The sequence below is a fragment of the Cohnella sp. GbtcB17 genome, from assembly GCF_019091135.1.
Classification (GTDB): Bacteria; Bacillota; Bacilli; order Paenibacillales; family Paenibacillaceae; genus Cohnella.
Map to the genome: position 1 here is coordinate 61,489 of NZ_JAGXJW010000035.1, position 24,980 is coordinate 86,468.

At 59.6% G+C, this 24,980-nt stretch carries 25 protein-coding genes; 11 read left to right on the forward strand and 14 right to left on the reverse strand.

Annotated elements, in window-relative coordinates; translation table 11 throughout:
- Nucleotides 1-49 precede the first annotated feature (49 nt).
- The 5 genes from KVT38_RS19560 to KVT38_RS19580 all read left to right on the forward strand — a co-directional run bounded on the left by KVT38_RS19560 (nucleotide 50) and on the right by KVT38_RS19580 (nucleotide 5,621).
- Nucleotides 50-607, forward strand: a complete 558-nt coding sequence (locus tag KVT38_RS19560; RefSeq protein WP_217595424.1) for a hypothetical protein — start codon at nucleotides 50-52, stop codon at nucleotides 605-607.
- Nucleotides 608-726: 119 nt separating this feature from the next.
- Nucleotides 727-1,680, forward strand: a complete 954-nt coding sequence (locus KVT38_RS19565) for a D-2-hydroxyacid dehydrogenase (protein WP_217595425.1) — start codon at nucleotides 727-729, stop codon at nucleotides 1,678-1,680.
- A gap of 101 nt (nucleotides 1,681-1,781) precedes the next feature.
- Nucleotides 1,782-2,894, forward strand: a complete 1,113-nt coding sequence (locus KVT38_RS19570; protein ID WP_217595426.1) for a GerAB/ArcD/ProY family transporter — start codon at nucleotides 1,782-1,784, stop codon at nucleotides 2,892-2,894.
- The gene (locus KVT38_RS19575) at nucleotides 2,891-4,405 is read left to right on the forward strand and encodes a spore germination protein (RefSeq protein WP_217595427.1); all 1,515 of its coding nucleotides are present in this window, start codon (nucleotides 2,891-2,893) and stop codon (nucleotides 4,403-4,405) included. Before KVT38_RS19570 ends, KVT38_RS19575 begins: the two co-directional genes overlap by 4 nt.
- A 43-nt stretch (nucleotides 4,406-4,448) precedes the next feature.
- Nucleotides 4,449-5,621: a Ger(x)C family spore germination protein gene (locus KVT38_RS19580; protein WP_217595452.1), complete on the forward strand. Its 1,173-nt coding sequence runs from the start codon at nucleotides 4,449-4,451 to the stop codon at nucleotides 5,619-5,621.
- 322 nt (nucleotides 5,622-5,943) lie between these two features.
- On the opposite strand, the gene KVT38_RS19585 is transcribed toward KVT38_RS19580, so the two are convergent.
- Nucleotides 5,944-6,759, reverse strand: a complete 816-nt coding sequence (locus tag KVT38_RS19585) for a methyltransferase domain-containing protein (RefSeq protein WP_217595428.1) — start codon at nucleotides 6,757-6,759, stop codon at nucleotides 5,944-5,946.
- 196 nt (nucleotides 6,760-6,955) lie between these two features.
- On the opposite strand from KVT38_RS19585, the gene KVT38_RS19590 reads away from it, so the two are divergent.
- From KVT38_RS19590 to nagA, 3 genes are read left to right on the forward strand one after another with little or no spacing between them, the layout of a single operon-like run.
- Nucleotides 6,956-7,819: a MurR/RpiR family transcriptional regulator gene (locus tag KVT38_RS19590; RefSeq protein WP_217595429.1), complete on the forward strand. Its 864-nt coding sequence runs from the start codon at nucleotides 6,956-6,958 to the stop codon at nucleotides 7,817-7,819.
- Nucleotides 7,816-8,544 carry a glucosamine-6-phosphate deaminase gene (gene nagB / locus KVT38_RS19595; protein ID WP_217595430.1) on the forward strand — a complete coding sequence of 243 codons (729 nt, stop codon included), beginning with the start codon at nucleotides 7,816-7,818 and terminating at the stop codon, nucleotides 8,542-8,544. Before KVT38_RS19590 ends, nagB begins: the two co-directional genes overlap by 4 nt.
- Nucleotides 8,541-9,743, forward strand: coding sequence for an N-acetylglucosamine-6-phosphate deacetylase (gene nagA, locus KVT38_RS19600; protein ID WP_217595431.1), 1,203 nt, complete (start codon nucleotides 8,541-8,543; stop codon nucleotides 9,741-9,743). Before nagB ends, nagA begins: the two co-directional genes overlap by 4 nt.
- Before the next feature lie 61 nt (nucleotides 9,744-9,804).
- On the opposite strand, the gene KVT38_RS19605 is transcribed toward nagA, so the two are convergent.
- The 4 genes from KVT38_RS19605 to KVT38_RS19620 form a co-directional block, all read right to left on the reverse strand.
- Nucleotides 9,805-10,470 (reverse strand): hypothetical protein, encoded by a 666-nt coding sequence (locus KVT38_RS19605; RefSeq protein ID WP_217595432.1) that lies wholly within the window; start codon nucleotides 10,468-10,470, stop codon nucleotides 9,805-9,807.
- Nucleotides 10,471-11,084: 614 nt separating this feature from the next.
- Nucleotides 11,085-11,723, reverse strand: a complete 639-nt coding sequence (locus KVT38_RS19610; protein ID WP_217595433.1) for a TVP38/TMEM64 family protein — start codon at nucleotides 11,721-11,723, stop codon at nucleotides 11,085-11,087.
- Nucleotides 11,724-12,038: 315 nt separating this feature from the next.
- Nucleotides 12,039-12,800 carry an SDR family NAD(P)-dependent oxidoreductase gene (locus KVT38_RS19615; protein ID WP_217595434.1) on the reverse strand — a complete coding sequence of 254 codons (762 nt, stop codon included), beginning with the start codon at nucleotides 12,798-12,800 and terminating at the stop codon, nucleotides 12,039-12,041.
- Nucleotides 12,790-13,137, reverse strand: a complete 348-nt coding sequence (locus KVT38_RS19620; RefSeq protein ID WP_217595435.1) for a Dabb family protein — start codon at nucleotides 13,135-13,137, stop codon at nucleotides 12,790-12,792. The genes KVT38_RS19615 and KVT38_RS19620 overlap by 11 nt, the downstream gene beginning before the upstream one ends.
- Nucleotides 13,138-13,353: 216 nt before the next feature.
- On the opposite strand from KVT38_RS19620, the gene KVT38_RS19625 reads away from it, so the two are divergent.
- Entirely contained in the window at nucleotides 13,354-14,448 is a 1,095-nt protein-coding gene (locus KVT38_RS19625) for an LCP family protein (RefSeq protein WP_217595436.1), read from the forward strand.
- 21 nt (nucleotides 14,449-14,469) lie between these two features.
- Here KVT38_RS19625 and KVT38_RS19630 read toward each other — a convergent pair whose 3' ends face one another.
- The 7 genes from KVT38_RS19630 to trhA all read right to left on the reverse strand — a co-directional run bounded on the left by KVT38_RS19630 (nucleotide 14,470) and on the right by trhA (nucleotide 21,160).
- Nucleotides 14,470-14,730, reverse strand: a complete 261-nt coding sequence (locus KVT38_RS19630; RefSeq protein WP_217595437.1) for a DUF1294 domain-containing protein — start codon at nucleotides 14,728-14,730, stop codon at nucleotides 14,470-14,472.
- Between the two features lie 19 nt (nucleotides 14,731-14,749).
- Complete coding sequence (locus tag KVT38_RS19635; protein ID WP_217595438.1) at nucleotides 14,750-15,220, reverse strand: DUF1904 family protein; 471 nt, start codon at nucleotides 15,218-15,220, stop codon at nucleotides 14,750-14,752.
- Between the two features lie 373 nt (nucleotides 15,221-15,593).
- On the reverse strand, nucleotides 15,594-16,529 hold the full coding sequence (locus tag KVT38_RS19640; protein WP_217595439.1) for a metallophosphoesterase family protein: 936 nt from the start codon (nucleotides 16,527-16,529) through the stop codon (nucleotides 15,594-15,596).
- A 124-nt stretch (nucleotides 16,530-16,653) separates the two neighbouring features.
- The gene (locus KVT38_RS19645; protein ID WP_217595440.1) at nucleotides 16,654-17,943 is read right to left on the reverse strand and encodes a homocysteine synthase; all 1,290 of its coding nucleotides are present in this window, start codon (nucleotides 17,941-17,943) and stop codon (nucleotides 16,654-16,656) included.
- A 100-nt stretch (nucleotides 17,944-18,043) separates the two neighbouring features.
- A complete protein-coding gene (locus KVT38_RS19650) occupies nucleotides 18,044-19,348 on the reverse strand; it encodes an AAA family ATPase (protein WP_217595441.1) in 1,305 nt (434 codons plus the stop codon).
- A 185-nt stretch (nucleotides 19,349-19,533) separates the two neighbouring features.
- Nucleotides 19,534-20,370 (reverse strand): sugar phosphate isomerase/epimerase family protein, encoded by an 837-nt coding sequence (locus tag KVT38_RS19655; RefSeq protein ID WP_217595442.1) that lies wholly within the window; start codon nucleotides 20,368-20,370, stop codon nucleotides 19,534-19,536.
- A 142-nt stretch (nucleotides 20,371-20,512) separates the two neighbouring features.
- On the reverse strand, nucleotides 20,513-21,160 hold the full coding sequence (trhA, locus tag KVT38_RS19660) for a PAQR family membrane homeostasis protein TrhA (RefSeq protein WP_217595443.1): 648 nt from the start codon (nucleotides 21,158-21,160) through the stop codon (nucleotides 20,513-20,515).
- A gap of 311 nt (nucleotides 21,161-21,471) precedes the next feature.
- Here trhA and KVT38_RS19665 point away from each other — a divergent pair, with 311 nt between their 5' ends.
- On the forward strand, nucleotides 21,472-22,374 hold the full coding sequence (locus tag KVT38_RS19665; RefSeq protein ID WP_217595444.1) for an aldo/keto reductase: 903 nt from the start codon (nucleotides 21,472-21,474) through the stop codon (nucleotides 22,372-22,374).
- 161 nt (nucleotides 22,375-22,535) lie between these two features.
- Nucleotides 22,536-23,204 carry a DUF559 domain-containing protein gene (locus tag KVT38_RS19670; RefSeq protein WP_217595445.1) on the forward strand — a complete coding sequence of 223 codons (669 nt, stop codon included), beginning with the start codon at nucleotides 22,536-22,538 and terminating at the stop codon, nucleotides 23,202-23,204.
- Nucleotides 23,205-23,532: 328 nt separating this feature from the next.
- Here KVT38_RS19670 and KVT38_RS19675 read toward each other — a convergent pair whose 3' ends face one another.
- Nucleotides 23,533-24,489, reverse strand: coding sequence for an ABC transporter ATP-binding protein (locus tag KVT38_RS19675; RefSeq protein ID WP_217595446.1), 957 nt, complete (start codon nucleotides 24,487-24,489; stop codon nucleotides 23,533-23,535).
- Nucleotides 24,482-24,980: oligopeptide/dipeptide ABC transporter ATP-binding protein (locus tag KVT38_RS19680; protein ID WP_368859128.1), on the reverse strand; the 499-nt coding region annotated here is incomplete at its 5' end. The genes KVT38_RS19680 and KVT38_RS19675, both read right to left, overlap by 8 nt.

A 24,980-nucleotide genomic window follows, 5' to 3' on the forward strand; every position in this document is an offset into this window, starting at 1 on the left:
GTCCGTTATCCGTCTAAAAGGTATCACGTTCCGAAAGGGGAGATCCGATATGAGACTCCGAATCACGACCGCCGCACTGCTTCTATCCGTGTCGTTAGCCGCCGCCGGCTGTACGAATCACGATAAAAATGCCGAATCGACAGCCTCCGCTTCACCGTCGCCCAGCGCCACACAGACGGCCTCGGAATCCGCTACCGCGTCGGCGTCCGGCTCGCCGCAGGCGACCGATGCCGCTCCTTCGGCATCCGGCACCGCTCCCGCGTCCAGTCCTGCCGCCACCGCAGCAGACGCAGACGCCCCCGGCTTTCTGATCAGCCTGCCGTCGGGCAGCGACTATAAGCCGTTTATGCAGATCAGCGAACAGAACGCCGAGAAGGTCGAGGCGGTGCTAAGCGGCGCGGACTGGCAAAAGAAGGAGAGCGTCGCCATGTCGGCTTCGCCTTCGTACAAGCTGTCGGCGCTGGCCGGCGACAAGGAGACGGAGGTCTATTACGTCTGGACGACCGATGCCGACGCTTACGAGCTCGTGAAGGAAAATGGGAGCGAGTACGCCAAGCTGTCCAAAAAAGACAGCGCCTCCCTCGCGAAGCTGCTGCCGACCGCCTGAGCCGTCGCGCGTCTCCGCTGCGGACCGATTCGCCCGGAAGGGCCGGATCGGTCCGTTTTTGTTTGGGGATTACGCGCCATACGCGGTACAATAGGAGAAATCGGAAGGAGGAAATCGATATGCGCACGATCGTCAGTCTGTTCGGATTCGATCCAGAGCAGGAACGACGGATTCAAGCCGCGGCGCCCGGCTGCAACGTCATCTTCGGCAAACCCGCGGAGCTCGACCCCGGATTGCTCGCGGAAGCGGAGGTGCTGTGCGGGTGGTGGAAGGCTGCGTGGGAAAAGGAAGCCGGCACCCCCGGCAAGCTGAAATGGGTGCAGACAGGCTCGGCAGGCGTCGACAATCTGCCGCTTGGCGAGCTCGAGGCGCGGGGCATCGTGCTGACGACCGCGAGCGGCGTACATCCGGTGCCGATGACCGAGACGGTATTCGCGATGCTGCTCGCCTTTACACGCAAGCTGCATGATGCCGTGCGCAACCAGACGGAGCGCAAATGGGCGCGTTCGGAAGGCTACGACGAGCTTCGCGGACGAACGCTCGCCGTCATCGGCGCAGGCGAGATCGGCGCAGAGGTCGCGCGCATCGCGCAGGCATTCGGCATGCGGACCCTGGGCGTTCGGCGCAGTGGGCAGCCTGCTTCACACGTAGACGTCATGCATACGCCGGAGCGGCTGGACGACGTGCTGGCCGAGAGCGACGTCGTCGTTAACGTGCTGCCGCATACCGCTGAGACCGTTCGTCTGTTCGATGCGGGACGGTTCACTGCGATGAAGCCGTCCGCCCTCTTCATCAATATCGGCCGAGGCACGGCGGTCGATACGGACGCCTTGACCGAGGCGCTGCGCAGCGGCGCGATCGCCGGCGCCGGACTCGACGTCTTCGATCCGGAGCCGCTGCCCGCGGATCATCCGCTATGGGCGATGGACAATGTCATCATTACGCCCCACATCGGCGGCGCGACCGAGCAGTACAAAGCGCGCATGACGGATTTATTTGTCGAAAATCTGCAAGCCTACCTGACAACGGGCACGCCGGCACGGAATATCGTAGATTACGAGAAAAGCTATTGAATCGCCGTACAGGAAAGACTGATTAAGTCAGGAAAAGGATGGGAATAGCTAAACCGTGGTTTTCCTAATCCTGCATCTTGTTCGGCGAAGGGTACGGCGCAATGATAACGAACGGTAAAATCTCGGTTCGGCAATTCACCATTCTGGTCGTCATATTCACGGTGGGAAGCGCGATTCTCTATGTACCCGGACTGCTCGCTGAAGAAGCGAAGCAGGATGCCTGGCTCGCCGGCATCGTCGGGACGGGATTCGGGCTTCTTTCCGCGTGGCCGATCAAATCGTTGGCCGAGCGATTCCCCGGCCAGCGCTTGACGGAGTACAGCGTAGTCCTGCTCGGAAAAATAGCGGGTCCCGCAGTGTCGATCGTTTACTTCTTGTATTTTTTCATGCTCTCGGCGATGTTGCTCCGTGACGTCGGCGATTTCGTGACCACGCAGATGATGCCCGAAACGCCTATTCAGGCCATCCTCATCGCTTTTATGTTTATCTCGATCTATGCCGTCCGTCTCGGTATCGAGGTCATCGCGCGAGCGGCAGAATTTTTTTTTCCGATCTTGATCGGATTGGCTTCCATCCTCTTTATTCTGCTCGTCCCCAAAATAGACTTCGTGCAGTTGACGCCCGTACTGGAGAGGGGGATCGGCCCTGCGTTCAAAGCCGCCCCGCCGTTCATCGCGATTCCTTTTTTGCAGCTCTCCGTTTTTCTCATGTTGTTCCCGCTTGTATCGAATGCCAAAAGAGCGGGCCGGGTTTTTATGGGGGGCGTGCTGGCGGCCGGCATGTTCCTGATCCTGTTCACGACGGTGTGCCTGCTCGTCTTGGGAGCTTATCTTACGTCCGTCGAGTCTTTTCCCAGCTATGCGCTGGCCAAGCAGGCGAATATCGGCGAATTCATTCAGCGTACCGAAGCAGTCATGGCCGTCATCTGGTTTTTGTCGATTTTTTTTAAGCTGTCCCTATGCTTTTATGCTTCGGCTCGATTTTACGCCGATACGTTCAAGCTGTCGGAAATTCGGGCCTCTCTTTTTCCGATGGGACTCATACTTGTCCCCCTGTCCACTGTCATCTATCCGAATGCCGTCTACACGACGCTCATCGTCAAATCCGCGTTTTTTTACTTTATGCCTACCGGCTTTCTTATACCGGCCCTGCTGTTAGTCGTCGCCCGCATAAGGGGGCTTCGGACCAGGACCGATGACGGGAGAATCGCATGAACGCAAACGCAACGCTCGCGCCCAGTCTACGGCATAATCTCGATATGCTGAAGAACGCGCTCGGCCATAGTACCGATTTCATCGTTCGGTCTTTTCGAATCGGCGACGCGCCCGCTTTCGTCTCTGCAGCTCTGCTGTACACCGAAGGTCTGGCGGACTCCAAGATAATCGACGAATTTATTATGGAGCCCTTGATGTCTGGAATCTGCCGGTCGGCGGACTTCGGCGCGCGCCTTGCGAATCATCGCGACCCGCTCGCTCTGTTGAAGGATAGCGTATTGACAGTCAACGGCCTGTCGGTCGTCCCGGACGCAGGCGTGCTGCTCGAAGCGATATTGTCGGGAGACACCGCGATTCTGATCGACGGCTCGGACCGGGCGCTGATCGCCGCTACCAAAGGCGTCGAACATCGTAGTATCGCCGAACCGGCATCACAGACGGTCATTCGGGGGCCGCTCGAAGGATTCGTCGAGTCGATCCGCGTCAATACGGCGCTGATTCGCAGAAAGATCAAGGATCCGCGGCTGTGGCTGGAGACCATTCAGATCGGCACCGTGACCCGAACCGACGTCGGTATTATGTATATCAATGGCATCGCCGACGACAGCATCGTCCGGGAAGTCAGACAGCGCATCGAACGGATCGATATCGACGGCATTCTGGAGAGCGGATATATCGAAGAGCTGATCCAGGACGAAAAGTGGTCCCCGTTTCCGACGATCTTTAATTCTGAACGGCCCGACGCGATCACGGCTGGTCTATTGGAGGGGCGCGTCGCCATTCTCGTCGACGGGACGCCGTTCGTGCTGCTCGTACCGGCGCTGTTCGTTCAATACTTCCAGTCGCCGGAGGACTACTACCATCGCTGGGACGTCAGTTCGCTGATCCGGATGATTCGGTATATGGGCTTCCTCATCGCCCTCGTCGGGCCTTCGGTGTATATCGCGGTCACGACTTTTCACCAGGAAATGATACCAACCAACCTGCTGATTAATTTGGCTTCGCAACGGGAGGGCGTTCCTTTCCCCGCGTTCATCGAAGCGTTGTTAATGGAAGTGACGTTCGAAATCTTGCGGGAGGCCGGCATTCGGATGCCCCGAGCCGTCGGATCCGCGATCTCCATCGTAGGGACGCTGGTCATCGGTCAAGCGGCGGTCGAAGCGGGCATCGTATCCGCGGCCATGGTCATCGTCGTCTCGATCACGGCCATCTCCAGCTTCGTCATGCCGAGCTATAACATGTCGATCTCCATTCGGATTCTTCGTTTTCCGCTCATGGGGCTCGCCGCTTCGTTCGGCTTGTTCGGCATCTTTATCGGGCTCATCCTGCTCGTGCTGCATTTGTGCAGCTTGAAGTCTTTCGGCGCACCGTATATGACCTCGATCGCCCCCTTCTACGCTTCGAACCAGAAGGACACGCTGTTCCGGCTGCCGCGTTGGGGCATCGCGAAACGGCCGCGCTTGCTGAACCGCAACAATCCGACCCGCGGGCGCAATCCGCCGCAGACTTGAAGCAGGAGGGATAACGTTGCGAAAGACATTTGCCCTCGTCCTCTTGGCCCTGACACTCTCGCTCCTATTAACGGGATGCTGGAGCCGGAAAGAAATGAACGACCTGGCGATCGCGATGGGCATCGGCATAGACAAGGCGGACGACCAGTACTTGCTGTCGGTGCAGGCCGTCGTGCCGAACGCCGTGGCCGCGAATCGGGGTTCCTCGGGCGGACTGCCGGTCGTGACTTACAAATCCCAAGGTAAAACCATCTTCGAAGCGATGCGGAGAATGACGACGGTGTCACCCCGGAAAATATACGCCGCGCATTTGCGCGTCCTCGTGCTGGGAGAAACGTTGGCCAGGGAAGGTATCGCGGACGCCTTGGACTTTTTGACGCGAGACCATGAGCTCAGAAGCGATTATTACATCGTCGTCGCCAGGGCTGCTTCAGCCGAAGCCGTACTCAAGCGAGTAACGGCGCTGGAAAGAATTCCTGCCAACAAATTATATACCTCCTTGCAAATTTCCGAAAAGGTGTGGGCGCCTGCCTCTACCGTCACGTTGAATAAATTGATTCAAGAAATGGTCACGGAAGGGAAAAGCTCCGTCATCTCGGCGGTCGAGGTGTGGGGGGATTCGCGGGCCGGAGCGACCAAGAATAACATCGAAAACATCGATCCGCCGGGACGCATAAACGCTAACGGATTGGCGATATTTCGGAAAGATCGGCTGATCGGCTGGTTAAACGAGACCGAGAGTACCGCATACAACTTTCTCGTCAACAATGTGCGAAGCAGCGTCGTCGAATTTCCTTGTCCGAAAGGGGGATCACTCGCCGCCGAAGTCATCCGGTCGGATACGCGGATCAAAGGGAAGGTCGTCGATGGAAAGCCGCGGGTCGATATCTTCATTCGGGCCGAGGTCAATATCGGAGAAGTGGCATGCAGCATCGACCTTATGAATGAGCGGACGATCAAAGCGCTTGAAAACGCGGGCGCCGAGGAGCTAAAAAGCCTCTGCCTCCAATCGATTCGCACGATGCAGCGGCAATACCGGCTGGACATTTACGGATTCGGAGAGGCGATCCATCGTGCCGCCCCCGCGGCTTGGAGCAAGCTTCGGACGGATTGGAACGGTCATTTCGCCAACATGGACGTAAGCATCGAAGTGGACTACCGCATTCGGAGGCTGGGCACGATCGGCAACGCTTTTAAAGATAAGATAAAGGAGTAGAAGCGATGTTGGGAATAACGGGCGTCTTGCTTGCCGCAGCCGTCATGATCCTGCTCGATTGGCCGCAATTGAGGAAAAGGCGCCATCGGCGAGAAACGGCGAACTTTTTTCTCTTGCTTGCCGTCGGCATCGCCTTGTGGGCCGCCTTACTACGGCATTGGCCGATTCCAAACCCGTTGGACCCGGCATTGGCCCTCTTCAAGCCTTTAAGTGACCTTTTATATTCGCTCCTCTAAGAGAATCGCGATTAAGGGGCGTTGCGTCGCTTGCTCTCGCCTTTTGATAGCGGCAAGCCAAGTTAATGCTGCGCGATCGGCGGCTTCTATTCGGTCCTGATGCCTTCCGCCGCCAGCATATACATCCTGATCGAGGTCGCTTCCTCCGCCACCCATCGCCTGTATTCAGATTCCGCGCGCTCCCAGGCTTTCGAATCGCCGAAGCCGTCTCTTGCCATCTGCGGTCCCCTGCTGGCCGCCGTATCCGCCCAGATGGACGCTCTCGCCTCAAAGTCCGGTTGTCCCCGGCGCATCTCCTCATGCTGGGGCCATACGCGAATGTCCCGCAACCCGGCATCCTCCATTAAAGCAGGCAGCCGATCCGCAATCGCATTGTCCAGTCCCTTGTCCGCACGCCACTTCAAGTACGCCGCGTAAAAATTTTTCGTGCTGTCCGGCGGCTCCGGAGACCACTCGATCTTGTCGTGGTTGTAGTCTGCAATCAGCACAGTGCCGCCCGGACGGGCCGCGCTTGCTAAACTCGCCATCGCGAGCGCCGGATCGGGCAGCCAGACCAGCAGTCTAGACGCCGCGACAAGGTCGAACGCGCCGTTCCTATCCAGGTTGTAGACGTCCGCCACGTCAAAGCTCAAGCCGGGCGTGCCTTCGTGTCTTGCTCGCGCCTCCGCGATCAGCGCTGCGTTGCTATCGACGCCTACCACGCTGCCCTTCGGGCCGACGGCTTCCGCGATGCCTTTCGTGATCGCTCCCGTTCCGCACCCCACGTCGAGGACCCGAAGACCGGGCGTTATTCGCTGAGCGAGGCGCGGGAAGGAATCCGCAAGGATACGTGCATTCAGTACGTTTTTTAATTTGCCGTCCAGCTCGGTTTTGCGGCCGATATCGGCTTTTTCCTTTTCCATGCGCGATGCCCGCCTTTAGGATTGCCCCTTCAATTTTAGATGCAACGACAGCTTATCAAAAAGATCCTATTGATAGAAATACATATAAATAATCATTTTTATAGTCACATCCTATAAATAGACAAGAAAATTATTTTCTTCTATAATGGAGTTGCGAAGTAACATATTTTCTTGAGTGACGGGGAGGCAGGATCGCATGGGGATATTGCAAGCGATCGAGGATCGGCTGGACACCCTGCATCCGAAGGAACGCGAGCTGGCGGAGAAAATACTCAGGCAGCCGCAAGAAGCGGTCGGCCTGACGATCTCCAAGCTCGCCGAATGGACCGGCGCCAGCTCGGCCACCGTGTCCCGGTTCTGCCGAACGATGCAGTTCCAGAGCTTCGCGGATTTCAGAATGAAGCTGGCGGCCGAGCTGGCGAGTCAGCCTGCTGCCGGACAATACCAGGATATCGTCGCCGGCAACCCGCTTGCGGACATCGTGTCGGCCATTACGGCGAACCATGTTCGATCGCTGACCGACACGACCAACCTGCTCGACTTGCAGCAGTTGCGCGCGGCGATCTCGGCGCTTCACGGCGCCGGGCGGATCGACCTGTACGGCGTGGCGACGTCCGGGCTCGTCGCGGAAGACTTTTTCCACAAGCTGATCCGGATCGGCAAGGCCGCCGCGGTCTTTTCCGATCATCATATGCAGCTGACCTCGGCAGCCTCGCTGACCGAGCGAGATGTCGCCGTCGGAATCTCGTACTCGGGCGAGACGCTCGAGATCATCGACGCGCTGCGCTATGCCGCGGAGCGGGGCGCCACCACCATCTCCATCACGCGCTTCGGGCAATCGACGTTGTCCTCGCACGCATCGATTCGCCTTTTCACCTCTTCATCCGAAGCGGGCATGCGGCGCGGCGACATGGCTTCCCGGATCGCGCAGCTTCATGTGGTTGACGTGCTCTTCACGGGTCTCGTGAGCGAGCATTTTGACGAGTATGTGCCGAGGCTGGAGCGATCGTTCCAGACCGTGCGCCAATATACAGGTAAAAGGGAGAGAAATCCGTCATGAATTTGCTGGTATTTGACGACAACGAAAAGCTGAACGAAGCAGGCGCGAACATCATCGTAAGCCTGGTGCAGACGAATCCGCGGGCCGTGCTGGGCCTCGCCACCGGCGGTACGCCGGTAGGCATTTATGAGCAAGTCGTCCGAATGTACAAGCAAGGACTCGTGAGCTTCCGCAACGCGACCAGCTACAATCTTGACGAATACGTCGGCCTCCCGGAGGATCATCCCGAGAGCTACCATACCTATATGCGTCAGCACCTGTTCGACCATATCGATCTGCCGGCTGACAGCGCGCATTTGCCCAACGGCAACGCGACCGAGCCGGATGCCGAATGCGCCGCCTACGACGAGATGATCGAGCGCTCGGGGCAGATCGACCTTCAACTGCTCGGAATCGGTCATAACGGCCATATCGGCTTCAACGAGCCGGATACCGATCTCGTGCGCGGCACGCACGTCGTGACGCTGGCCGAGGAGACGCTGAAGGCGAACGCACGCTACTTCGACTCCATCGACGACGTGCCGAAGCAGGCGATCACGATGGGCATCGGCAGCATCCTGAAGGCGAAAACGATTCTGCTCGTCATTCGCGGCGCGGACAAAGCTGAAATCGCCAAGCGGGCGCTGACCGGCCCGATCACGACGGACGTGCCGGCTTCGCTGCTGCAGACGCACCCGCGTCTGACGGTGCTGCTCGACCGCGCCGCCGCGAGGCACCTGTCATGAGCGGCCTCCCAGGACAAGCTGGCAGCGGCGGCACGCTAATCGCGAACGCCCGCATCGTCACGCCGGGCGGCGTCCTGGACGGCGGCTGGATCTGGCTGCGGGACGCGGTGATCGCCGCGATCGGCGGGCCTTCCGATCCGCTGCCGGCTGCGGCGGCAGGGGCCGAGCGGATCGACGGCGGCGGGGGCTGGGCGCTCCCCGGCTTCGTCGACGTCCACGTGCACGGCGGCGCCGGGCATGACTTCATGGATGCCGACGAGTCGCTGGCCGGCATCGAGGCGATCGCACGGTTCCATGCGAAGCACGGCACGACCGGCATGCTGGCGACCTCGCTCACCGCCTCGCGCGAGGAGCTGACGGCGATGATCGACCGGGCGAGCCGGTACATGGCGGGCGACATGCCATTCGCGCAGGTGCTCGGCGTGCATCTCGAAGGACCGTTCGTCAGCCTCAAGTGGAAAGGCGCGCAAAATCCGGACTATATCGGACCGCCGCAGCTCGAATGGCTGGACGAATGGGTCGCGCGTTATCCCGGCGTCCTCAAGCTGCAGACGCTGGCGCCCGAGCTGCCCGGCGCGCTCGACTATATCGAGCGGCTCGCTTCGTACGGCATCGTGCCGTCGGCGGGCCATACCGACGCGACGTACGAGCAGATCGTCGCCGCCGCGGACCGCGGACTCCGGCACGCCGTTCATACGTACAATGCGATGACGCCGCTCCACCACCGCAATCCGGGCACCGTCGGCGCAGTGCTTTCCGACGAACGGATCTGCGCCGAAGTGATCGCGGACGGCCATCACGTCCACCATGCCGCGATCAAGGTACTCGCCCGCGCCAAAGGCAACGGCAAAGTCATTCTCGTCACCGACGCCATGGCGGCGGCGGGCATGCCGGACGGCGAAGGCTACGAGCTCGGCGGCCTCCCCGTCGTCATGACCTGCAGCGTCGCTCGCCTGAAGGACGGCGGCAATCTCGCGGGCAGCACGCTCACGATGATCGGCGCCTTCCGCCATATGGTGCGAGAGGTCGGCGTCGACATCCCCGCCGCCAGCGCCATGGCCAGCGGCAACCCCGCCCGCCAGCTCGGGCTGGGCGGCATCACCGGCTCGCTCGAAGCCGGCAAGCGCGCGGATGTGCTCTTGCTGGACCAAGCGCTCGAGCTGCGCGGCGTCTGGGCACGCGGCCGGCTGCAGGATTGATGCCCAGTTTCCCCCGACTCCGCTGCCGCGGGGTTCGGGGGTTATTTTTTTGTACAGAGATTCAGAAAAAGTGCGCCCGCCCCTCGTCCGTAATCTGATAATAATGGAGGCGTCGATCTCCGCTTCCTACTGAACGAAGCAGCCGCTTGTTATAAAGCGAGCGCAGGTGCCTGCGCGCAGAAGTTTCTCCAATGCCGAGACTTTCGCATGCGCTCGACAACGAAAAACGATTCGAAACGTTAAGCGCATACCGCAGCAGCTCTCGCTCAACTATTGGAAGCAAGTACAGCTTGCTGCTCTGCTGCGAAGTTGTTTGCTCGCCGATGATCTCGTACAATGAACGTCTGCAGGCTTCGGGTTTCTTCTCCAACTCGTCTCTGCTGAACGGCACATAAACAAAACGTTTGGCCGCAAACGTACGCAATCGACTTTGCGCAAAATCGTGACGCTCTCTCGTCTGCAACTCTACGTGGGGCACGAATCCCTCGCATTCGTACACATGCTGCAGCGGCTCAAAGAAGGCGTCCGTATAAAGCTTTACGCCGTTTTGCGATAGAACCTCATACTCCAGTACAAGTCCATCAAGCGTTTTCAGCACAGGCAGCAGTAACTTTGATAGCAATAAGCGAGTCCCGTAGAGGTCCCTCTCCAGCATCTCCCGCCTCCTGCCGTGCGCTTCTCTACGTTGACACGCTATAAATTGCTCGATTTGCTCATTGGCGTTCACACTCGTTCCTCCTCGATCAAATCACTGAACGCAAAAACGCCGCCCGCTCCGAAGAGACGAACGGCGTGTGCTTCACGCTGTATCTATTTTCATCTATTGTATGCCGAGCGCAAGATGATTGTCCAGTCAGCTCTACGCAGACCACGCTATAATAGCATATTACTCGCTTACACTTGCCCCTGCCGTTCATACCACCTCTGCAGCCGCGTTTTCCTTCCTTACAGTAACATGGCCTTGCTGCAACGGTGCTTTTCTCGCTTACAGCCACCTTCGCCGCTCCCTTGCTCGCTGCAGCCGCGTTTTCCTCTCTTACAGTAACATGGCTTTGCTGCAACGGTACTTTTCTCGCTTACAGCCGCCTTCGCCGCTCCCTTGCTCGCTGCAACCGCGCTTTTCTCGCTTACAGTAACATGGCTTTGCTGCAACGGTGCTTTTCTCGCTTACAGCCACCTTCGCCGCTCCAATGGTCGCTGCAGCCGCGCTTTTCTCGCTTACAGTAAGAAGGCTTTGCTCCAACGGTGCTTTTCTCGCTTACAGCCGCCTTCGCCGCTCCGATGTTCGCTGCAGCCTCGCTTTTCTCGCTTACAGCAGCAATATATTACTGAGCACCTACGTTATGCAAGTCTTTCTTCCTCGGTCAAACCGCCCTCCCGCCGCTCCGCCCTTTTAATCCCATAACTCTCGACCCGGCGGCCGATCCACCAGGTGGCGGCGACGAACAGGAGCGCGTACAGCGCTTGCTCGGGGTGGCGGAGGAACTGGGCGGGATCGTGTCCGATGAAGGAGATGACGAACACCATGACCGCCTTGCCCAGCACGATGGCGACGAGGAACGAGCGGAACCTCATGCGGGCCAGTGCCGCGGCGATGTTGATGACGACGAAGGGGCCGACCGGGAACAGGCTGAGCAAAAACACGTAGCTGAATGCGTTGCGGCGCACCCATCGCATGCCTTTGCTCACTCGCGGGCGCTCCGCCCAACGTTGCCAGTACGGACGGTCGGCGATCTTGCGGATGATGGAGAACGTAACGAGGCAGCCGAGCACGATGCCGATCCAGGAATAGAGGAAGCCCAGCCAAAGCCCATACACCGCCGCGTTCACGCCAACGATGAGAATCGTGGGCAGCGGAGGGACGAAGGACTTCATAAAAGTGAGCAAAATGCCCGGCAACGGGCCGTATGCACGGTATTGGTCCAACCAATCCAGCAGCGTACGTTCATCTATGTGTCGCAATTCGTTCAGGAAGTCCATGTCGCGTCCCGCCTTCAGGTCTTTCGGTCAATCTGTCAACGACAGCATAACTGATATCCGCGCGGAAATCCATGGCTTGGGCGTGTCCTTTTTCTGCGAAGCTTCGAGCCAGATGGCTGACGGCGCGCCGTCGTTTTCTCGTCGTTTCCACTTCGCCGGTCTCCGACATCGCCGTATTCCTGCTTCGCATAGACTTTCACTTTCGCAGAACGACCGAAAGCGGATCCCCCAAGGGATCCGCTCTCGCATGCCTTATGAATGGCGTGACGGCGCCCGAATACCGCCGGCCACTTTTAATCGTCCTCTAAATCGTCCTTAAATCGCCGGCATCACATTGCCGCCGCTCACCGGCACATAAGCGCCGGTGATGAAGCTCGCGAGGTCCGAGGCCAGAAACGCGACGACGTTGGCGATCTCCTGGTCCGTGCCGCGCCGCTTCAAAGGAACCGTGCTCTCGTACGATTCGCTGCGCTCCGTGCCGGCCTCCCGGTCGCGATCGCTGATCGTCCAGCCAGGCGCGACCTGGTTGACGGTGATCTGATGCTCGCCGACCTCTTTGGCCAGCACCCGGTACACGCCGTCCATCCCGCGCTTGCCCGCAACGTAGGCGGACTGCGTCGGGAAGTTCTGCATCGCGCACTCGGTGTTGATGCCGACCAGCCGGCCGCCGCCCTTCGCGATCATGTCGGGCACGAACGCTTTGGCCAGATGCACGCTCTGCAGCACGCACGATTCGAACTGGCCGACGTAGTCTTCGATCGCCTGCTCCAGCACGCTCGTCCATTGATACTGGATGACCGCGTTTGCTACAACGATGTCGACGGTGCCGAGACCGGCTTTTACCGTCTCCTTCATGGCCAGCACTTCGTCCAGCTTGGTCACGTCCGCCTGCACGGTCAGCGCGCGCACGCCCATCGCTTCAAGCTCGGTCTTGAGCTCCTCCGCCTTGGCGGCGTTGCCCCGATAATGGATGGCAACGTTGGCGCCGCAGCCTGCCAGCGTCCGCGCCATCACGCGGCCCAACTGTCCGGATGCGCCGGTGATGAGTGCGGTTTTCCCCGATAGATTAATTTGCATAGCGTTGTTCCTCCTCGGCGTTAAATGCGCTGACATGATCGATCTCCAGAAACCGCGATACTTCGGTCTCCCACCGCTCGGCGACAAACGCGACATGGACGGGATGTGCGTTATAGCTGTCATAATCGGCCTGCGACGCGAATTCCATAGAGAAGCCGTATGTATAATCGTTTTTAGGGCTGACCTGCTTCAATACCTCAAAGTTTCGCACAGCGGGAATGGAGGTAAGTATACGCCAACCGTCCTTCAGGAATCGATCCGCCTCCGCAGACCCCTTCTCATGCTTCAGATCGAAGATCACCTGATGACGGATCGCCGAATCATTAGGCTTGCTCACCGATATCCCCCTCTTTCATTAGCAACCTGCAACAACGTTTATTATAACAAAAATTGCTTTTAACGAAACATCTCGCCAGTCTTCCGAAATCCGCAACCGATCCGGTCTTCAAATCGTCAAATAATGTGGAATTTCTTTCTTTACTCTTAGGGCATTTGCCCTAAAATAGAAAGGGTTGCTCTCATTTTTAATTTTAAATCAAGCGGAGGATTCATAATGGATACGCCTGAAAAAAATCGCACCTGGGTGCGCAAAACGTTAAAGTACGCGGGGATTGTCGTCGGCGCCCTCGTCGTCATCGTCGGCAGCTATGCCGGGTACCTGGTATATAAAGCGAATCATGCCATCAATCTCATGGCCGGCGACGAGCCCGTGCCCTCTCCTTCTCCGTCCGCTTCGGCGTCAGGCGCAGCCGGCGGGCAGCAGGAAGACGCGGACTACGCAAGCGACAGCACGCTGATCAAGAAGCCCGTCACGTTCCTGCTGGCCGGCATCGACCGCAGGGAAGGCAGCGGCGGCACGCTCAACACCGACGTTCTGATGCTCGGCAGCCTGAATCCGCAGACCAACTCGGCGAGCCTGATCTCCCTGCCCCGTGACCTTCAGCTCAAGCCGGAGGACCTAGGGTCCCACAAGGCCAATTACTATTACGCCTATTTTTACAACAAAGACAAAGATACGGCGATGGAAAACACGAAGGAATTTTACAGCGACCTGTTCGACTTCCCGATCGACTATATGATCATGATCAACTTTGACGGCCTGCGCAAGCTGGTGGACGCGGTCGGCGGCGTCGACGTCGACGTCGACATGGATATGCGGTATGTGGACAACGCAGACGGCACGAACATCGATCTGAAAAAAGGCTATCAGCACCTGGACGGCGCCAAGGCGCTCGACTTCGTCCGCTACCGCAAGTCGAACCGCGGCACCGGAGAATCCTCGGACATCGCCCGCAACGCCCGCCAGCAGCAGGTGCTGAGCCAGCTCACCGAGAAGCTCGCTTCGTTCCAGGGCATGCTCCAGTGGGGCAAGGTGCTCGACCTGCTCGGCAAAAACGTGCAGACCGACATTCCCGAATCGATCCTGCGCGACTATATCTACAACGTGAAAGAGATGAAGCCGGACACGCTGAACGTGCTGCCGCTCGAGAGCCGTTGGGAGAGCCCTTATATCATCGTCAAGGAAGACGATCTCGAGCAAGCGCTCGATGCCCTGCGCGCCGAGGCCGGCATTCACGAGCCAAGCGACCTGAAGCTGGCCGACGTCGTCGGTCTCGATCCGTCACCGGATCCGGACGACGCCAGATAGTCGGTCCGCCTCGCGGCTAGATCAACGGCCGAACCACACCATCACCAGCACCGCGTTCAGCACGAGCAGGGCAGGAATGCCCGCCGTGAAGGAGCGGTGCTTTGTTTTGTGGCGGAAAAAGCGCATGCCGAGCAGCATCCCGAGCGCGCCGCCGATCGCTGCGATCAGGAACAGCCGCTTCTCCGGGACGCGCCGTTCCTTGTGCATCGCCTTCGTCTTGTCGTACCCCATGATGATGAAGGCGACCAGGTTGACCGCCAGCAAATAATAAAAAACGAGCATGTATGCATCCTCCCGGTGACTACTCTCTTAGCGCGTCCCGAAGCCGGGTCGACATCGATCCTGCGGCCGCCGCGGCCGAGGCTTTGCGGACGCGGGCCAGGTCGTCCTTCAGCTTCGCGTTGTCCGCGCGCAGCGCGTCGAGCTCGGCCTCCGCGGGATCGGCGCCGAACGGCTCGCCGTTCGCGTAATAGTCGGCCGGCCGGTAGCTGCGGAAGGCGACCTCCGCCTCCGGCACGCCGCTGCCGCGAATATGCTTGTCCAGGCAGCGGGCGACCGCGTCGCGGACCTCCCGTCCGCGCTCGAACCAAGCGACCTCGACGAAGGGATAAGACGGCGCGACCCGGCCGCCGGCTATACAGGTCGTATGGACGACCTCCAGCATAAGGTCGCCGGTCTCGCAGCCGATGATCGCCGACAGCTCCGTCTCCAGCGATTCGCCGATCGCCTGAACCTGTTCGACGGTCAGGCCTCTAAAGTAAATATGGGGCATCGTTATGCAGCGCTCCTCGCTTTATCGTTTACTCTATTATAGTCCGCAAACGGTATAAAGGGCGAATCGTACGCATGGATGCGAGGCACCGAGACGACACACCGAGACAATGCCTATTGCCCGGCGCGATATTATGCGATACAATCGTGCTTAATCTTCATCAATGGAGGTGTTCCCGAATGGGAATGTCAGGCTCAAAAAAAGCGAGGCGCAAAGCCGTGCGCGAAGGCAAGCTGAATCCCGAGGCGCTGCGGAGCGAGTGGGTCCGCAAGCCGTATACCCAAGTCCAACCGAATAAGAAGGCCGATCAGCGCCGCTCCTTCTGCCGCAAGCCGGGCACAAGCGAGGGCGCTGATCCCTTTTTTACCGCCGTTTACCGCCGCTTCCCGAGAGGCCTGTGGATTCTCGGCGCTGCCAGCTTCCGCCCGCCGGCCAGCCTGATCCAGGTCTCGTAACGCGCGCCTTCCTCCTGCAGCTCGATCACTCTCGCTCCCCGCTTGAACCCCAGCCTGCCGTACGTATGATACCCCGTGGATCTCCCGTAAGTGAGCCGGATGCCATGCAGCTTTCCCTCGAAGTCGTTAATATGATCGTGTCCGCAAAACGTGCCGAGCACGCCGCCCGCTTCGACCAGCGCCGCAAACAGGCCCGAATTGAGCTTGGGGCACGAAATAGGCTCGTATCGGCGTCCGTCGCACCGGCGCGTTCGCCAGACCTCCTTGTACTCGGGCAGCGGAATGTGAAAAAAGACGAGCGAGGGAAGCGGCGGAGCGCCCTTGGGCGCTAACGCGGAGGCTTTTTCCCTGAACCAGTCGATCTGACTCTCCCGGATCCAATCGTAGCCGGGAATCCGCTCCAGCTCGGAATAGCTGCCGGAGTCCAAAAAATAGAGCGCGTGGCGCGTCGCGCCGTTCGCGCCGCCGATCGCAAGCGCGTAATTGCCGACGCCGTGCACCGCTTCGGTCCCGGCGCTCGCCAGGCATCCCCGCTGCCGTACCAGCGTCTCCATCAGCCGGTCGCGCGAGACGTCGCCTTCGCTGTCGTGATTGCCGAAGACGGCCGCCCACGGCGTCCCGCTCTCGGCCACCACCGCCACGGCTTGCGCAACGGACGCGTACGGATCCCGGCAGCCTAGGCTGAAGACGATGTCGCCGGTGAAGACGACCAGGTCCGGCTTTTCTTCGCTTAACACCCGCTCCATCAGCCGACGCGTCCGAAGATCCTCCGACTCGCCGTTCTGCCAGTGCAAATCGGTGAATTGCACGATTTTAAACGTTCCGTCTTTGCGGAACCGAAGCTTGCTCTCCATATGAGGACCGCCTTCCGTTCGCCGATCGCACGGCCTACCTCATCTATATTCCCCCGCACAACGGAAAACGACCTCCGCGGAAGCCGGGCGGCCGCAGAGATCGTCTGTTATCCAATCGTTACCGTTATTGCTGGCTCGCTTCGATCGCCTGGCCGAGGTCCGCCAAAATGTCGACGATCGACTCGGTGCCGATCGACAGGCGGATGAGGTTCGGGCTGACGCCGCTCGCGTACTGCTGCTCTTCGGACAGCTGCTGGTGCGTCGTGCTGGCCGGGTGGATGATCAGCGACTTGGAGTCGCCGACGTTCGCCAGGTGAGACAGCAGCTTCACGCTGGAGATCAGCTTTTTGCCCGCTTCCACACCGCCCTTAATGCCGAACGTCAGTATCGCGCCTTGGCCCTTGGGCAGGTACTTCTTGGCGAGTTCGTACGATTCGTGGCTCGGCAGGCCGGTGTAGCTGACCCACTCTACATGCGGGTGGTTCTCCAAATAACGGGCCACCTCAAGCGCATTCGAGCTGTGGCGCTCCATGCGCAGGTGCAGCGTCTCGAGACCTTGCAGCAGCAGGAACGAGTTGAACGGCGAGATCGCGGCGCCCATGTCGCGCATCAGTTGCACGCGCGCTTTGATGATGTAGGCGATCGGACCGACCGCTTCGCTGTAGACGACGCCGTGATAGCTCGGGTCCGGCGTCGTAAGACCCGGGAACTTGCCGCTGGCCGCCCAGTCGAACTTGCCGCCGTCGACGATGACGCCTCCGATCGAGGTGCCGTGACCGCCGATGAACTTCGTTGCCGAGTGCACGACGATATCGGCACCCCACTCGATGGGACGCAGCAGGTACGGGCTCGGGAACGTGTTGTCCACGATCAGCGGAATGCCGTTGTCGTGCGCGATCTTCGCGACCGCTTCGATGTCGAGCACGTCGCCCTTCGGATTGCCGATCGTCTCGGCATACAGCGCCTTCGTCTTGTCCGTGATCGCCGCGCGGAAGTTCTCGGGATCGGACGCATCGACGAACTTGACGTTGACGCCCAGCTTGGGCAATGTCGTGGAGAACAGATTATAAGTGCCGCCGTACAGCGTGGAAGACGATACGACTTCGTCGCCGACGCCGGCGATGTTCAGGATCGAATAGGTGATGGCCGCCTGGCCGGACGCCGTCGCGAGCGCGGCGGCGCCGCCTTCGAGCGCTGCGATGCGGTTTTCGAACACGTCCGAGGTCGGGTTCATGAGCCGCGTGTAGATGTTGCCGAACCCCTTCAGCGCGAACAGGTTCGCCGCATGCTCCGCGTCGCGGAAGCCGTAGGACGAGGTTTGATAGATCGGCACCGCCCGCGACAGCGTCGTCGGATCGATCTGTTGGCCGGCATGAACCGCCAGCGTTTCGGGTTGATATTGTTGCTCGGACATGAGTAAGGTCACGCTCCTCGGAATTTGGTAAGATTCGACAATCTATCAATTCGATTCTTATCGCCAAATTCCTGCAAGCGCCATAAATATCCAAGTATTTTCATTGGAATCCAATGCGATTGGATGCGCCGCCCCAGTCCGTGCCGTTCAGCCAATCTCGCTTGCGACCTTTGTCCAGATCGTTGCGAAGACCGAGCACAAGCTGTTCCAGGTCGATATGATCGTCGTAACGCTTCTGCAAGGCCGCGGACACGTACAGCTCGTTGAGCTGCGCGAGCGAGAAGCCTTGGGTACGTTCCGCCGCATGGGCGGCCTGCTCTTCCCCGGCCAATTCGGGCAGCCCCTTGCGGCGCAGGTATGCCAGACGCAGCGCCTCGTCCGGCAGCTTGACCTCGTAGGCGCGGTCGAACCGGCCGGCGCGATTGATGAGCGCGGGATCGATTTTTTGCGGATAATTGGTCGTCCCGATCAGGAACACGCCCTCCTTGGCCGTCGCGCCGTCCAGAATATTCAGGAAAAACGAGCGGCACGAGTCGGGCATCGAATCGATGTCCTCGATGACCAGCACGGAAGGCGCCTGCTTGACGGCGGCGGCGAACACCTCGCGAATCGATTCGCTGTTCGTATATTCGGTAATCTGCCAGTAAAATACAGGCGACTCGACGCTGCCCGCGATTGATTTGACCAGCGTCGTCTTGCCGTTGCCCGGCTTGCCGTAGAGCAGGATGCCCCGCTTGTAGGGGATCTGATATTGCTCGAAAAACGTCCGATCGCCGCCGAAAAATTCGTCAACGGAGCGGAAGATCTGCTGCTTGAGCGTCTCGTCCATCATCACGTCTTCCCGGGGAATCGCCTGGGCGATCGGCTCGCGGCAATGCTGGAGCCCTTCGCGCGTGTCGGTGTATACGTGCATCTTGCGCTCCTCCGTGCGCCGCAGCTGCATCGCCTGAAGACAGGCGCTGAGCTGTTCGTCGTCCGGCGCGAAGATCAGGTCCTCGGTCGAGAGCAGCCCCAGATGGACGAGCATCGGCACCCGAACGAGCGCGACGCGATATTCCGGATAGGCAAATATATTGTTGCGGACCGACGGCCGCATCCGGTAGATCGACTCCCCAAGCTTCGGTTGAAACGAGATTTGGCGGGATTCGACAAGGTCGAAGACGGATGCAACGTGAACGAGTCCCGGGTAATCCGACTCAATGTCTTCGGCCAAGCCGTCCCAAACGTCTCCTTGATCCGCTTGGTCGTAGAGCTTGAATTCGCAGCCGAAGCGGTCCGAGAGCAACCCGGCGATTCTCGCGACGGTTCTCGCATAATCGAAGTAACGCTCCGTCCCCTCTTGGGCGCGATAATCGTACGATGCGACGAATGCGGGCGTCTGTACGGCGGTCGGTCCTGTTTGCATGCCAATCTCCTCCTTGGTTGTAAGATGTGCGACAACATGCGTGCGTCGTATGGTAGCAAAAAACCGCGAGCCTCGGCCCGCGGTCGTTCAAGACGCGCATGAATGCGACCTCTTGAAAAGAAGCGCGCGGGCTGGATGCGGTCTTGCAAGTATGAGATTTGACGTCGATAACGACCCCGTCAGTGCTACAGCAGTCTGGGAGCCGATGCCGGCTTAAGCGCCGTCAGCTCGCGCATCTCGGCGAGCGCGGACCACGGGTCTCCGTCGGCCAGATAGGTAAGCGAGAGCGGTCCCTCGTAGCCGGCCTGCCTGGCGAGCTCGACGCATCGCCTGAAGTCCATAGAGTCCAGCCGGCCGCCTCCGTCCTCTCTCGCCTTGGCGTGAACGGTCTCGGCATGCGGAAGAATCGCCTCGAGCTGGCGATACTTGTCCTCCTTGAAGTTGCCGAAGTCGGCCGTGAGCCCGACGCTGCCGCTCGTCTTCTCGAGCATACGCAGCACCCGGTCGGCCGTGCTTAGCGAAGCGCCCAGGTTTTCCGTGACGATGCGCACGCCGGCATGCCCCGCATAAGCTGCCAGCAGCGCAAGCGTCTCGGCTGCGCGGTCGAACGACGCATCGTCTTCTCCGTCCCCGGCCCCGACGCGGACTCGGCGAAAGCCGGCTTCGGCGGCGGCGTCGATCCATTCGCGATAAAGCGCCATTTCGGCGTCGCGCCTGGCTGCATCGTTCGTGCCCGGATCGCCGAAGTCGAGCAGCAGAGCGTTCAGCTCCACCCCCGCGAGCGCCGAGATCCGCCTCAATTCGGCCAGCTTTTCTGCCGAACGATCCTTAAGATGCGGATAGGCGAGCTCGATGCCGCCATATCCTTCAGCGCCGAGCCGGGCGATCAGCTCGGCCAGTCCGATCCGCTCGGGGTGAGCCTCGACGCTTGTCGTCAGCGCCGAAGCGTCGGCATCCCACTCCACGTACGCCATGGGACCCATCCAATTTTTAAAAGTATAGCTATTGATATGATGCTTCATCCTGATCGCTCCCCCCGCCGAGCATGGTTAAACCGCATACCCCTAATTAAACGCGGAAAACGCATTCCAAACCGTTCGAAGCAAAAATAGCGCTCGGGCATTATTGGCCCAAGCGCTCCGGCGATCCATTTCCGGGGAAATATCAGTAGATCCGCAGCACGAACAACAGAATGGCGAAAAAGTGCGCGATTGAGCCGCCGAGCACGAACAGATGCCAAATCGCGTGATGGTACGGAAAGCCGCGCCAGACGTAAAAGATCGCACCGACCGTATACAGCAGCCCGCCGCCGATCAGCAGTTGCATGCCGCCCGTCGATAACGCCGCAGTCAGCGGCCCCCAGGCAAACACGATCATCCAGCCCATCAGAATGTAGACCAGCGTGGACAAGTAGAGGAATTTTTTCGTAAAAAACGCTTTGAAAATGACCCCGCCGATCGCAAGCCCCCAGACGAGGCCGAACAGCGTCCAGCCCAGCGGGCTGCGGAGCACGGTCAACAGAATCGGCGTATAGGTGCCGGCGATAAACAAGTAGATGCACGAATGGTCGAACGTCTCGAACAGATCCTTCAGCTTGCCCTCCTGGAGCGCGTGAACGAGCGTCGAAGCCGTATACAATAGAAGCATAGTCGTACCGTAGATTGCGAAGCTCGTCACATGCCAGGCGGTCCCGTACAGGCTCGCATAGACGATCAGAATCGTCAGCGCCGATACGCTGAGCACTGCGCCCAATCCGTGCGTAATGGCATTAGCCACTTCTTCTCTGCGGGTATACACGTAGGTGTTCGCCATCTTCAGATCTCCTTCCGAATGCGGACTAGCTCCTTCTATTTTAACATCGGCGTTTTAAAAAGCGAAACCGGCCGTCTTCGGCTATCTTCGGCGCACTCGGTGAACCTGGGCGGGTGAAAGCGCGGGCGGTGAAGGCGTCGGGCCGAGGCTTCTGCAACCAACATATGCGGGGACCAGCCCAGAGGTGAGCGTTCGGTGCGGGCGTTTTGGTGCGGGCATTTTGATCAGTGAATTATGCGTGAGACGCAGCCTCCAAGGGTACAAATGGGTAGCAGGCTTAAGCGAATCGAATCATTAGGAGGGAATCGGATTTGGAGACGCGTAAATTCGGTAAAACCGATATGAAGGTGTCCGTACTCGGCTTCGGCAGCGCCGAGATCGGCATGGACAGCTCGAAGGCGACCGACCGCGAGGTTGGCGATCTGCTCAACGCGCTGCTGGACGAAGGCGTTAACGTGCTGGACTCGGCATCGAGCTACAAGCGCAGCGAGAGTCTGATCGGTCAGTTCGTCTCGAGCCGCCGCAGCGAGTACTATATTTTCAGCAAGCTCGGCGAGGGCGAGAGCGTCGGTCTTCCTTATCCGGATTGGGACGTTCGCAACGTGCGGCCCAGCATCGAGCGTACGCTGCGGGATCTGCGGACCGATTATGTCGATCTCATGATGATCCACAGCTGCTCGGAGGCCGTGCTTCGCCAGGGAGACCTGATCGAGGCGCTGCGCGATTTGAAGCGCGAAGGGTTGACGCGTTATATCGGCTACAGCGGCGACAGCACGGATGCGCTATATGCGGTAAATACCGGCGTGTTCGACGCGCTCGAGACGTCGATCAACATCGCCGATCAGGAGGCGCTGCAGCTCACCGTGAGCGAAGCGGCCAAGCACGACATGGGCATCATCGCGAAGCGGCCGATCGCCAACGCGGTCTGGGTGCGCCAAGGGCTTGAGAATGCGCCCGACCCTTACGTGGAGCGGTTGGAGAAGCTGAACTACCCGTTCCTGAAAAACGACTCCGACGCCATCGCGGAGAAGGCGCTTCGTTTTGTGCTCTCCGTGCCGTACGTGGATACCGCCATCGTGGGCACGACCAACTTGACGCATTTCCGCCAGAATATCGGCTATGCGGCCAAGGGCAAGCTCCCCGACCGCGAGATCCTCGACATCCGCAACCGCTGGCTGGAGATTCAGGAGCCGGCCTGGTCGGGGTTGAAGTAGGAGCAGCAGAACGACAGAAGTAAACGAGCGTATTCAATCTCGGGTTGCCTGAGTGCGCCTCCCCCTCTATAATGTAACTATCGAGACGAAGAACGTCCCGCCTGCATTCCCTTAAGGGAATGCCGACGGGGCGTTTTTATTTGGGCAAGGAGGTTCGATTGATGGGATTCGAGCAAGCGCATGAAGCCTTTATCGCGCAGCATTTGTCTGCGAGATCGGGCGAGCGCAGAGGCAGGCTGGAGCGGGGACATCGCGAGGCGGAGAAGCTGTTTTGCAAAAACGTATGGTGGAAGCTGCACGGTCACTTTGACGGACTGCATCCGGAGTACGAGGTGAGAGATTGGCGGGGCTTGTCGTACTTTTGCGATTTTGTATGGATCGGACCGGCCGTTAAGCTGGTCATCGAGATCAAGGGCTTCGGCCCACACGTGCGCGACATGGACCGGCAAAAGTACTGCAACGAGCTCAATCGCGAGACCTTCCTGACCGCCATGGGCTATCAGGTCGTCAGCTTCGCTTACGACGATGTGGCTGCGAGGCCGGAGCTGTGCGTGACGCTGCTGCGCCTGTTGCTCGCCCGGTTTCAAACGCAAGCTAGTCCGCTCGGCACGGACAAGCTGCTTGAACGCGAAATTATCCGAATGGCCGCCACACGCCCAAGTCCCCTGCGCCCCGTCGATATCGTGCAGCATTTACGCATCGGTCACCGGACAGCGCTGCGGGCGCTGAACGCGTTATGTGCAGCGGGGTTGTTCACGGAAGTACGCGGGCCGACAGAAAGCCGGGTTGTACGATACGAAGCGACGGATGCGGCCTGGAGGTTGTTATGACGCAGCATTCGCCGGCCTATGGAGCGGATGCCGTCGAGAGTAGCTGATTAGTGGTTAAAAGGCAGTTATTTCGGCGGCTCCAGGGGGACAAGCTTTGATAGTTGTTAAAAGGCAGTTATTTCGGCGGAATATGCGAGCACGGAGTCACTTTTACAAAATTAACTGCCTTTTGACTGTTATTCGGCGGATTTTATCGCGTACGGAGGAATTAGATGCCTTTTGACACTTATTTGGATGGGCGTCGGCGGGCACGGCGGTGAATGAAATGTGACGCTCAACACAAAACACGCCGGAGGCGTATCCTCCGGCGCGGGTCGTGCGATTACAATTAATAGAGGTGGCAGGCGACGTAGTGCTCCGGCTTGACCTCTTTGAACTCGGGCATCGTCTTGGCGCAGATGTCCATCGCGTGCGGGCAGCGCGTGCGGAACGGGCAGCCGCTCGGCGGATTGAGCGGGCTCGGGATCTCGCCCTTCAGGATGATGCGCTCGCGCGACTTCTGCTGCTCTGGATCGGGCAGCGGGATCGCGGACAGCAGCGACTGCGTGTACGGGTGCAGCGGGTTCTCGTTGAGCTCGTCCGAATCGGCGACCTCGACCAGCTTGCCCAGGTACATGACGCCGATGCGGTCCGAGATGTGCTTGACCATCGCCAGGTCGTGCGCGATGAACAGGTACGTCAGGTCGCGCTCGCGCTGCAGCTTCTTGAACAGGTTGACGACCTGCGCCTGCACCGATACGTCCAGCGCGGAGATCGGCTCGTCGGCCACGATGAACTTCGGCTCGATGGCGAGCGCACGCGCGATGCCGATCCGTTGCCGCTGGCCGCCGGAAAATTCGTGCGGGAACCGGTTCGCGTGCTCTTCGTTCAAGCCGACGGCGTCCAGCAGCTCGGCGACGCGTTCCGCGCGCTTGCGGCCGGAAGCGAGTCCGTGAATCTCGAGGCCCTCGCCGATGATCCTGCCGACGGTCATCCGCGGATTAAGCGATGCGTACGGATCCTGAAACACCATTTGCATTTCCTTGGTGAACTTGATCCGCTCCGACTTCGTGAGCTTGCTCACGTCGCGGCCGTCGAACTTGATGCTGCCGGACGTCGGCTCGTACAGCTGCATGATCGTGCGGCCGGCGGTCGACTTGCCGCAGCCGGACTCGCCGACGAGGCCGAACGTCTCGCCGCGGCGAACGTTGAAGTTCAGGCCGTCGACCGCCTTCAGCACGCGGCCGCCGGACAGATTAAAATGCTTGCGCAGATCCGTCAGTTCCAGAATAGGCGCATTAGACATGTGCGGCACCCCCTGTCTCGATCGGCCTGTCTACCTTGGGGGCGTCCGGATGGTTCAGCCAGCACTTGGCCGTATGGGTCGGTCCGTCGATCTCGAACTGCGGCGGATCGTTGTCCATGCACACCTTCATCGCGTACGGGCAGCGCGCCGCGAACGCGCAGCCTTTAGGCGGTGCGTACAAGTCCGGCGGCGTGCCCGGAATGGACGACAGCTCGCTTTTTTTGTCGCTGTCGAGGCGAGGCACCGATTGGAGCAGTCCCCAGGTATAAGGATGACGAGGATTATAAAAGATATCGTGCAGGCTGCCCTGCTCGGCCACCTGCCCTGCATACATGACGATAACGCGCTGAGCGAGCTCGGCAACGACGCCGAGGTCGTGCGTGATCAAAATGATGGATTTGCCATCGCTTGCAAGCCGCTTCAAGATTTGCCTCAGCTCGTGAATTCCCTGCACGGTCAATACGGCCGTCGGCTCGTCGAAAATGAGAATT

What these genes read in the sequence shown, in the direction of transcription:
- KVT38_RS19560 (WP_217595424.1), top strand. Translation starts at nt 50, where the DNA reads ATGAGACTCCGAATCACGACCGCCGCACTGCTTCTATCCGTGTCGTTA.
- KVT38_RS19565 (WP_217595425.1), top strand. Translation starts at nt 727, where the DNA reads ATGCGCACGATCGTCAGTCTGTTCGGATTCGATCCAGAGCAGGAACGA.
- KVT38_RS19570 (WP_217595426.1), top strand. Translation starts at nt 1,782, where the DNA reads ATGATAACGAACGGTAAAATCTCGGTTCGGCAATTCACCATTCTGGTC.
- KVT38_RS19575 (WP_217595427.1), top strand. Translation starts at nt 2,891, where the DNA reads ATGAACGCAAACGCAACGCTCGCGCCCAGTCTACGGCATAATCTCGAT.
- KVT38_RS19585 (WP_217595428.1), bottom strand. Translation starts at nt 6,759, where the DNA reads ATGGAAAAGGAAAAAGCCGATATCGGCCGCAAAACCGAGCTGGACGGC.
- KVT38_RS19590 (WP_217595429.1), top strand. Translation starts at nt 6,956, where the DNA reads ATGGGGATATTGCAAGCGATCGAGGATCGGCTGGACACCCTGCATCCG.
- nagB (WP_217595430.1), top strand. Translation starts at nt 7,816, where the DNA reads ATGAATTTGCTGGTATTTGACGACAACGAAAAGCTGAACGAAGCAGGC.
- nagA (WP_217595431.1), top strand. Translation starts at nt 8,541, where the DNA reads ATGAGCGGCCTCCCAGGACAAGCTGGCAGCGGCGGCACGCTAATCGCG.
- KVT38_RS19610 (WP_217595433.1), bottom strand. Translation starts at nt 11,723, where the DNA reads ATGGACTTCCTGAACGAATTGCGACACATAGATGAACGTACGCTGCTG.
- KVT38_RS19615 (WP_217595434.1), bottom strand. Translation starts at nt 12,800, where the DNA reads ATGCAAATTAATCTATCGGGGAAAACCGCACTCATCACCGGCGCATCC.
- KVT38_RS19625 (WP_217595436.1), top strand. Translation starts at nt 13,354, where the DNA reads ATGGATACGCCTGAAAAAAATCGCACCTGGGTGCGCAAAACGTTAAAG.
- KVT38_RS19630 (WP_217595437.1), bottom strand. Translation starts at nt 14,730, where the DNA reads ATGCTCGTTTTTTATTATTTGCTGGCGGTCAACCTGGTCGCCTTCATC.
- KVT38_RS19635 (WP_217595438.1), bottom strand. Translation starts at nt 15,220, where the DNA reads ATGCCCCATATTTACTTTAGAGGCCTGACCGTCGAACAGGTTCAGGCG.
- KVT38_RS19640 (WP_217595439.1), bottom strand. Translation starts at nt 16,529, where the DNA reads ATGGAGAGCAAGCTTCGGTTCCGCAAAGACGGAACGTTTAAAATCGTG.
- KVT38_RS19645 (WP_217595440.1), bottom strand. Translation starts at nt 17,943, where the DNA reads ATGTCCGAGCAACAATATCAACCCGAAACGCTGGCGGTTCATGCCGGC.
- KVT38_RS19650 (WP_217595441.1), bottom strand. Translation starts at nt 19,348, where the DNA reads ATGCAAACAGGACCGACCGCCGTACAGACGCCCGCATTCGTCGCATCG.
- KVT38_RS19655 (WP_217595442.1), bottom strand. Translation starts at nt 20,370, where the DNA reads ATGAAGCATCATATCAATAGCTATACTTTTAAAAATTGGATGGGTCCC.
- trhA (WP_217595443.1), bottom strand. Translation starts at nt 21,160, where the DNA reads ATGGCGAACACCTACGTGTATACCCGCAGAGAAGAAGTGGCTAATGCC.
- KVT38_RS19670 (WP_217595445.1), top strand. Translation starts at nt 22,536, where the DNA reads ATGGGATTCGAGCAAGCGCATGAAGCCTTTATCGCGCAGCATTTGTCT.
- KVT38_RS19675 (WP_217595446.1), bottom strand. Translation starts at nt 24,489, where the DNA reads ATGTCTAATGCGCCTATTCTGGAACTGACGGATCTGCGCAAGCATTTT.